The 7,905-nt window shown below is 72.8% G+C and carries 11 protein-coding genes; 7 read left to right on the top strand and 4 right to left on the bottom strand.

The features are described from left to right. Nucleotides 1–182: 182 nt before the first annotated feature. The gene (locus tag ACGWYJ_RS38190; protein ID WP_395111514.1) at nt 183–695 is read right to left on the bottom strand and encodes an SAV_6107 family HEPN domain-containing protein; all 513 of its coding nucleotides are present in this window, start codon (nt 693–695) and stop codon (nt 183–185) included. A gap of 254 nt (nt 696–949) precedes the next feature. Next, nucleotides 950–1,735, bottom strand: a complete 786-nt coding sequence (locus ACGWYJ_RS38185) for a peptidoglycan-binding protein (RefSeq protein ID WP_395111512.1) — start codon at nt 1,733–1,735, stop codon at nt 950–952. A gap of 170 nt (nt 1,736–1,905) precedes the next feature. Here ACGWYJ_RS38185 and ACGWYJ_RS38180 point away from each other — a divergent pair, with 170 nt between their 5' ends. The 5 genes from ACGWYJ_RS38180 to ACGWYJ_RS38160 all read left to right on the top strand — a co-directional run bounded on the left by ACGWYJ_RS38180 (nt 1,906) and on the right by ACGWYJ_RS38160 (nt 4,648). Then, nucleotides 1,906–2,382, top strand: a complete 477-nt coding sequence (locus ACGWYJ_RS38180) for a YbaK/EbsC family protein (RefSeq protein ID WP_395111511.1) — start codon at nt 1,906–1,908, stop codon at nt 2,380–2,382. Next, complete coding sequence (locus ACGWYJ_RS38175; protein WP_285694001.1) at nt 2,379–2,735, top strand: arsenate reductase family protein; 357 nt, start codon at nt 2,379–2,381, stop codon at nt 2,733–2,735. The genes ACGWYJ_RS38180 and ACGWYJ_RS38175 overlap by 4 nt, the downstream gene beginning before the upstream one ends. A gap of 52 nt (nt 2,736–2,787) precedes the next feature. Then, on the top strand, nt 2,788–3,612 hold the full coding sequence (locus ACGWYJ_RS38170; RefSeq protein ID WP_395111510.1) for a hypothetical protein: 825 nt from the start codon (nt 2,788–2,790) through the stop codon (nt 3,610–3,612). A gap of 2 nt (nt 3,613–3,614) precedes the next feature. Then, nucleotides 3,615–3,947, top strand: coding sequence for a hypothetical protein (locus ACGWYJ_RS38165; RefSeq protein ID WP_395111508.1), 333 nt, complete (start codon nt 3,615–3,617; stop codon nt 3,945–3,947). Nucleotides 3,948–4,012: 65 nt separating this feature from the next. After that, a complete protein-coding gene (locus ACGWYJ_RS38160; RefSeq protein WP_395111507.1) occupies nt 4,013–4,648 on the top strand; it encodes a GNAT family N-acetyltransferase in 636 nt (211 codons plus the stop codon). On the opposite strand, the gene metF is transcribed toward ACGWYJ_RS38160, so the two are convergent. Beyond that, complete coding sequence (gene metF / locus ACGWYJ_RS38155; protein ID WP_395111505.1) at nt 4,561–5,556, bottom strand: methylenetetrahydrofolate reductase [NAD(P)H]; 996 nt, start codon at nt 5,554–5,556, stop codon at nt 4,561–4,563. The two genes, ACGWYJ_RS38160 and metF, sit on opposite strands and share 88 nt — an antisense overlap. A gap of 202 nt (nt 5,557–5,758) precedes the next feature. Between metF and ACGWYJ_RS38150 the strand changes: the two genes are divergently transcribed. Together ACGWYJ_RS38150 and ACGWYJ_RS38145 are read left to right on the top strand one after the other, a co-directional pair. Beyond that, complete coding sequence (locus ACGWYJ_RS38150) at nt 5,759–6,814, top strand: polyprenyl synthetase family protein (protein WP_395111504.1); 1,056 nt, start codon at nt 5,759–5,761, stop codon at nt 6,812–6,814. A 164-nt stretch (nt 6,815–6,978) separates the two neighbouring features. Continuing rightward, nucleotides 6,979–7,698 carry a protein kinase gene (locus ACGWYJ_RS38145; protein ID WP_395111502.1) on the top strand — a complete coding sequence of 240 codons (720 nt, stop codon included), beginning with the start codon at nt 6,979–6,981 and terminating at the stop codon, nt 7,696–7,698. Nucleotides 7,699–7,711: 13 nt separating this feature from the next. Here the strand turns inward: ACGWYJ_RS38145 and ACGWYJ_RS38140 are convergent, their stop codons facing one another. Beyond that, nucleotides 7,712–7,879 carry a hypothetical protein gene (locus ACGWYJ_RS38140; RefSeq protein WP_285693994.1) on the bottom strand — a complete coding sequence of 56 codons (168 nt, stop codon included), beginning with the start codon at nt 7,877–7,879 and terminating at the stop codon, nt 7,712–7,714. Nucleotides 7,880–7,905: the final 26 nt, after the last annotated feature.

Raw genomic sequence — 7,905 nt, 5'->3', positions numbered from 1 at the left:
CAAACACAGAGGAGCGCCAGCGACGAGCGCAGCTTGCGCCTGCAATAAACCCAGCAGAAACCGGGGCGTCGTGGTTGGGGAAGAGGTGTGCGACGCCCCGGCTCCTGGTGTTGGCCGCCGTGTGTGGGCGGCCGGTCAGTGGGCTCCGGTGGGGCCCTTCGGGCGGGCTTGATGTTCTCCCGTCAGCTGGCTTCGGGGATGGGGAGGGTGGGTTGGCCGGGGACGCCCAGGGTGTCTTCGACCAGGGAGACGAAGATGCCGGCGTCGTGGAGCAGTTCGTCGGCTTCGCGGGCGGTGACGGCGCGGGGGAGGCCGGCTTCGGCGGCGGCGCGTTTGTCGGCGCCGGCGGCGAAGAAGGCGGCCCATTCGCGCAGGGCGGGTTCGGCTTCGGGGAGGAGCACCCAGACGCTGCGGGGGCGTCCGCGGCGGTGGGTGTCGACGGGTTCCTTGGACGCGAGCACCGCCGCGGCGGCGCGGAGGGCCGCCAGGTGCGCGCAGACGTACCGGACGGCGGGCGTGGTGGCCTCGGCGGCCTCGGCGAGGCCCATCCGGGCGGCGTGCAGTTGCCCCACCGCGGTCTGCGCGGGGCGGGGCGGCTGGAGGGGGCGGCGGCGGGGGCTCGGCATGCGTTCGGCTGAGGAGTGCAGGGCGGTGGTGTGCCGCTCAGCCGTGCGCGCGGTCATCGTTCCGGACATGACTGCCTCCTTCCGGCTCGGGCCCGCCGGGCGGAGTGCTTCCCCTCACTCCGCCCGGCCGTCCGTCCCGCCGAGACGCGTGTCTCGGCGGGGACGTCGCCCTGGCACGGTCCGCGAGTCCCGTACCACGTCGAACATAAGTTCGACGCATTCACAGTAAAGCGCTCTGACGCTGATTCGTCAATGCGTTCGAACGAGTGGTGTGACCCACAGTGATCTTGCGAGGTCACCGTTGCGGGAGAGCCGCCAGGGGGTCAGCGGGGCCTGCGGACATGGACGGGCACGTTGGTCCCGACCCGCTCCGGGAAGTACTCGGCGATGTGCATGGGAAGCCGGACGCACCCGTGTGAGGCCGGGTAGCGGGGCACGTCGAGGGCGCCGTGGAAGGCGATGCCGCCGTTGAAGTAGATCGGGTTGTACAGCCGCCCGAGCGGTGAGGTCTCCCACCCGGACGCGCGGCGTCCCGTACGGAAGTCGCCCGTGCTGGTGGTCGCGTAGCGGCAGCGGGCGACCGTGGCGCCGCGGTCCTTGGCGCAGTACAACTCGCCGGACCCGGACGAGATGTGGGTGATGAGGTCGGGCTTGCCGTCCTTGTAGACGACGAGGTACTGGCGGCGCAGGTCGACGTCGACGCGGTCGTCCTCGCGCTTCTTGGCCATCGGCTTGGGCTGTTCGGGCGCGTCGAGGGCCGCCCAGGTCTTCGCGCCGACCCTGCTGCTCACCTTGATGCGGTTGACCTTCTGGAACGCCCACACGGCCATCTGAGTGGAGAGCCCGTACTTGCCGTCGACGCGCCCCGGGTCGTACTTGAGGTCCTTGAGGCGCCGCTGCAGTCGCTTGACGTCGTCGCCCTTGGCCCCGGGTTTGAGCGTCCGCCGTTGCGGTGTCGGCGTCGGCGTGGCCGTCGGCCCGGCCGTGGAGGGGGACGCGGCGGGCGCGCGGGTCCGCCCCGCCGTGCCCGCGGTCGTCGAGCCTCCGGCACACCCCGCCACCAGCACCGCACCGCCCGCGATCAGCAGTGTGCCTTTCAGAACGCTCATCTGGCTCCCTCGCGCGTCCGGCTCCCCCGCGTCGGGCGCGGTCGCCCTTCAAGAGGGGGATCCGGACACTTTAGAAGGATTCCGTTGCCGCGGTCCCGACATCACACGCCAAAGCACGACCACGGATATACCAATGTCCTGCTCAGGACGCCGGGCCCTAAGGTGAGGGCATGCATCCGAACGCCGAACGCGTCGCCGCCGTCCTGCGCGAGCAGGGCGCGGCGGGAGAGATCATCGAGTTGCCGGAGCCGGCGCCGACCGCGCGGGCCGCGGCGGAGCAGATCGGCTGCCCGGTCGGCGCGATCGCCAACAGCCTCGTCTTCGACGCGGACGGGGAGCCGCTGCTGGTGCTGACGAGCGGCGCGCACCGGGTGGACACGGCGAAGGTGGCCGCGCTGGTGGGCGCGGCCAAGGTCGCACGGGCGACGCCCGAGTTCGTCCGGGAGGCCACCGGCCAGGCGATCGGCGGTGTCGCGCCGGTCGGGCACCCCGCGCCGGTCCGGACGCTGGTGGACGTGTGGCTGGACAAGTACGACCAGGTGTGGGCCGCGGGCGGCATCGCCCATACCGTGTTCCCGACCTCGTACAAGGAACTGTTGAGGATCACCGGCGGTGAGGCCGCCGATGTGGGGGTGGAGACGGCATGACGGAGATCTGGCACAACCCGCGCTGCTCGAAGAGCCGGACGGCCAAGGCGGCCCTGGACGAGGCGGGCGTCGCCTACACCGAGCGCCGCTACCTGGACGACCCGCCGACCGCGGAGGAACTGGACGCGGTGCTGAAGCGGATCGGGGCCGAGCCGTGGGACGTGGCGAGGCTGAACGAGCCGGTCGCCAAGGAGCTCGGGCTGAAGGACATGGAACGGGACCGGGCCCGCTGGATCGAGGTGATGGTCGCGAACCCGGTGCTGATCCAGCGGCCGATCGTCCTGACGGACGACGGCGGCGCGGTCGTGGCGCGGGACGAGGCGTCGGTGCGCAAGGCGCTCGACAGCGCGTGACGCCGATGTGATCCTGGATGGCCGGGGGCGAGGCACGTCGAGGGGGTGCGGCATGACCGGGCAGATGCGTACCGGCCCGGCGGCGCGCGACGCCGACTTCCGGGGCATCGATCCACCGGCGCTGAACCACCTGATCAAGCAGATGCAGGACGCGCAGGCGGCGATCAGGGGCTGGCTGAACGGGCACCGCCCGCCGCCCGGGGTGTCCGCGGCGGGTTACCGGCAGGCCGAGCAGGTGGCGCAGTGGACGGCCGACCAGCTCGGCATGCTGACCCGCCGCTACCACTACGCCATCACGCATCCGGACCGGGGACGCGGCGTCCAGGCACCGCCCCCACCGAGGCCGCCCAGCGGCAGTCCGCGAAGCGACGGCCCCGCGACGGCCCCGCCGCGCCGTCCCTCGCTCACGCCCAACGGGGCGGGCGGCGATCTCGGCAACTTCGCCACCCGCCAGGACGCGGCGAAGGCCGCCAGGTCCGACGCGCCGGCGGTGGCCGCGGCCGTCCAGGACCGCAAGCCCGTCCCCGAGGAGGTCTGGGCTCGGCTGAAGGCGAACGCCGGCGATCCCGACTACACCGAGAGGCTCTACGAGCGGCTCGGGCCGGCGATGGCCGCCGATCTGCTCAAGGCGGCGGACGGCGACCCGGCGCGGCTCGCCATAGTGCGCGAGTCGCTCGGCACGGCCAGCCATCACGTGGTGATGGACGTGCGGTGGCTGCGGGCGTTCCTGGCAGAGGCGGACCGGGCGGGCGTTCACCCGGTGGCCGTCCAGGTCCTCACCGGGGCCGAGATGAGCCATCGGACGCGCGAGGCCATCGGCAGGCTCGACCTCCCGCCCGCCGCCGAGACGCCCGTCCCAGAACGCGAGGCCGGTTAGCCATGGCTCCGCCGCCTCCCCCTTCCGCGGTCCCGCCGCCCCTGGACTCCGCCGCCGCGTCCCAACTGCCGCCGACCGAGCGCCCCAACCCCGCGTACCGGGAGCTCTACCAGGCGTACGCGGACGCCTACGGAGGCATCACGAGGCTCAGGGACGCCCTCGACCCCGCCGTAAGGACCCTCAACGAGACGGACGCCTGGTTAGGACCGGAGGCCCGCCAGTGGGGCGGGCATCTCGACGCCAACCGCGGCTCGCTGCGGAAGGCCGCCGACAGGATCCTGTGGGACATCTACGACCGCCTGTCCGCCACCCACCGGACGATTCCGCGCGCCTGACCCCTGCGAGCCGGGGATCGCCCGCACACCACACCGGCAAGGCGGGCGGGTCTACTCTCTACCAAGTGAAGGATGCGAAGCTGCGTGACATCGACCACCGGGCCTTCCTGAGACGGCTCGGGCCGATCCTGGCGGTGTACGCGGCGGCGATGCGACCGCCACCCGAACAGCTCCCCGGCCGCCACACCATCATGGAGCGGCACGCCACGTACCCCGCGTTCAGGGCGGTCGTGGCCGAACGCCGGGGAGGGTCGCTGCTGTCACGCGCGGGCGGGACGCTCCAGGGGTTCGGCTACGGGTTCCGCGGCGAGACCGGCCAGTGGTGGCACGACGTGGTCCGGGACGCGCTGACCCGGACGGGCGGCGGCGCGCACGCGGCACGCTGGCTGGACGACGTGTTCGAGGTCGCCGAGCTGCACGTCCATCCCGATCACCAGCGGCACGGCATCGGGCGGAGGCTGCTCAACACCCTGTGCGAGGGACGCCCGGAACGGACCGTGGTGCTGTCCACCCTGGACCCCGGGGACGAGGACACCCCGGCCCGCAGGCTGTACCGGTCCGTGGGCATGGTGGACCTGCTGACCGGGTTCGTGTTCCCCGGTGGAGGGCCGCCCTATGCGGTGATGGGCGCGACCCTGCCGCTGGCCCCGTACGAGCGGGACGGCGCGCCCGCGTCCCAGCCCGCCGGAGGACCCGCGTAGGGACCGGTGTAGGACGGGGCGTCCAGCAGCGAGTAGACCTCACGGGTCGCGGTGGACTTGTTGAAGGTGATGAAGTGGATGCCCGGGGCGTCCTGCTCCAGCAGGTCCCGGCACAGCTCGGCGGCGTGCTCGATGCCGAGCCGCCGGACCGCCTCGGGGTCGCCGGCGACGGCCTCGAACCGCTCCCTCACCTCGGGCGGGAACGGCGCGCCCGACAGTTGCTCGGACCGCTCGATGGTGCTCATCTGGGTGACCGGCATGATCCCCGGGATGATCGGGGTGTCGCAGCCGGCCGCCTCGACCCGGTCGCGCAGCCGGAAGTAGTCCTCGGCGCGGAAGAACATCTGCGTGATGGCGTAGTCGGCGCCCGCCCGGCACTTGGCCACGAAGTGGCGGGTGTCGCTCTCCACGTCCGGTGAGCGGGGGTGCTTGTACGGGAAGGCGGCCACGCCCACGCAGAAGTCGCCGTACGAGCGGATCATCCTGACCAGGTCGGCGGCGTACTCCACGCCCTCCGGATGCTTGATCCACTCCCCCATCGGGTCGCCGGGCGGGTCGCCGCGCAGCGCGAGCATGTTCCGGACGCCGGCGGCGGCGAACCGGCCGATCAGGTTGCGCAGCTCGGCCTTGGAGTGGTTGACCGCGGTGAAGTGCGCGACCGGGATGAGCGTGGTCTCGGTGGCGATCCGCTCCACGATGTCCACGGTCGTGTCGCGGGTCCCGCCGCCCGCGCCGTAGGTCACCGACACGAACGTCGGCCGCAGCGTCTCCAGCTCGCGGATCGCGCGCCAGAGGTTGCGTACGCCCTTGTCCGTCTTCGGCGGGAAGAACTCGAACGAGAAGGACCTGCCACCGGCGGCGAGCAGCTCACGGATGGTGGGGGCTCGGTCAGGGCGTTGGCTGGGCATCTTCCAAGCCTAGTGCCGCGCGGCGCCCCTTCTCGCCCCGGACCGCCCAAAGGATCGCAAGACCACCGGCAACGCCGGCCGAGTGTGCGCGTGATATCACGCCCGCGCCCGCGCCCAGAAATAACGGAAGTCTCAGCGGATCCGACGAAATACTCCAGTACAGGTGGAGAAGAGACCACATCGGGGTAGATACGATCACGGCATGTCCATAAGCCGCATCCGCAAGGAGGTCGACGCGGCACTGCGGGCTTTCGTCGACGGCCAGCGTCCCGCTCTGCTCTCCATCAGCCCCGACCTGGCGCCCATGCTGGCCGCGCTGGACGCGTTGCTGGCCGGTGGCAAACGGCTCCGGCCGGCGTTCTGCTACTGGGGCTGGCAGGCCGCGGGAGGCCAGGAGCCCAGGGAGGGGATCGTCACCGCGGCGGCGTCCCTTGAGCTGCTCCAGGCCAGCGCCCTCGTCCACGACGACGTCATGGACTCCTCCGACACCCGCCGCGGGCAGCCGTCGGCGCACCGGCGCTTCGAGTCGCTGGCCGTCCAGGAGGGCCGGCCGGGCGCCGCCGCGCCGTTCGGCGAGGGCGCCGCGATCCTGCTGGGCGACCTGTGCCTGGCCTGGTCCAGCGAGATGTACGAGGCCAGCGACCTTGACGCCGCGCGGATCGCCGACGGGCGCGCCGTCTACAACCTGATGCGCACCGAGGTGATGTCCGGCCAGTACCTCGACCTGCTGGAGGGCGTGCGCGGCACCGGCACCGTGGACGCGGCGCTGCGGGTGGTCGAGTTCAAGAGCGCGAAGTACACGATCGAGCGGCCCCTCCACCTGGGATCTGCGCTGGCGGGGGGCTCCCCCGAGGTGACCGGCGCCCTCCGCGCCTACGGGCGTCCGCTGGGCATCGCCTTCCAGCTCCGGGACGACGTGCTGGGCGTCTTCGGCGACCCGGCGGAGACCGGCAAGCCCGCGGGCGACGATCTGCGCGAGGGCAAGCGGACGGTGCTGGTGGCGCAGACGGTGGCACGCGCCAGCGCGGCGCAGGCCGAGGTGATCGACCGGCTGCTGGGCGATCCCGGGCTGGACGCGGCGGGGGTCGCCGAGCTGCGCGGGATCATCGTGGACACCGGCGGGCTCGCCGCCTGCGAGGCCATGATCGGCCGTTACGCCGAGGAGGCCGCGGAGGCGCTGCGCACCGCGCCGATCACCGGCGAGGCCCGGCTCGCCCTGGAGGACCTGGCCGTCGCCGCCACCACCCGCCAGGCATAGCCGCCGGGCCGGACGGCGAAGATCGCCCGTTCCGCTGCTCCATGTCGTGGCCACGCGGTAGAAATGGGAGGCTCGTTCCGTCCGTCCCCGCCGAGTCGGAGTCTTCAGTGCCGCACGATTCCTCCCGTGGGAGGGCGTCACCCCGTCCCCCGCATCTCACGCCGGTGCCCACCGGCGCGAAGGGCTCCGGAAAGATCCGGCCCGACGGCGGCGGCACCCAACCCGCCCGGCGCACGCTCGACTCGGACGCCGCCCCCGTGCCCGAGCGCCCCGGCGCCCGAGCGGGCGAGGCCGCCGCCATCAGCACACCCCTGAGCCAGGCCGTCGAGAAGGACGGGCCGCTGCCCGAAGCGGACCTCCACAAGCTGGCGTTGCGTACCGCCAAGGCACTGGCCAGGCGGCACAAGGAAGGCACCATGCACGGCAGCCTCCACCCCGGCAACGTCATCCTCGCCCCCGAGGGCGCCAAGGTGAGCACCGCCGCGCGGGAGGTGCCGCCGTCCTACCTGGCGCCCGAGCAGGTCGAGGACGAGCCGGTCGGCCCGCCCGCCGACGTCTTCGCCTGGGGCGCCACGCTCGTGTACGCGGCGACGGGACGCCCGCCCTTCGGCACCGGCCCGGACGCGGCCGTCCTGCGCAGGGTCACCTCGCGGCGCCCCGACCTCGGCGACCTGGAGGGCCCCCTGCGGGAACTGGCCGCGCGCTGCCTGGACAAGAACCCCGCCGCCCGCCCGACGTCCCGGCAGGTCGTCCGGGCGCTGCGGGACGGCCGGGCGCCCACGCCGAAGCCGCGCCCCAAGCGCATCCCCCGCTACCGCTGGCGGATGATGGTCGCCCTGGCCGCCGTGATCGCGATGGGCTTCGTGATGGGCGTGCTGGTCTGAAGGCTCCTGGGCCTCACCAGTGCGGCGGACGGTCCTCGATCAGCCGATCGTCGTCGTCGCCTCCACGCCACTCCCCCCAGCCGGTGTCGGTGTCGTCGGAGGTCTGGTCCGGCAGGATCACCAGATCGTCGTCGGACAGATCCACCGGGCGCTCGTCGTCGGGTCCAGGTCCCACGCTCATGGCCCCCATTGTCGGGCATCCCCGCC

It is taken from the genome of Actinomadura sp. SCN-SB (genome assembly GCF_043906805.1).
Taxonomy (GTDB): domain Bacteria; phylum Actinomycetota; class Actinomycetes; order Streptosporangiales; family Streptosporangiaceae; genus Spirillospora.
This window is presented reverse-complemented; position numbering and strand designations above follow the sequence as displayed.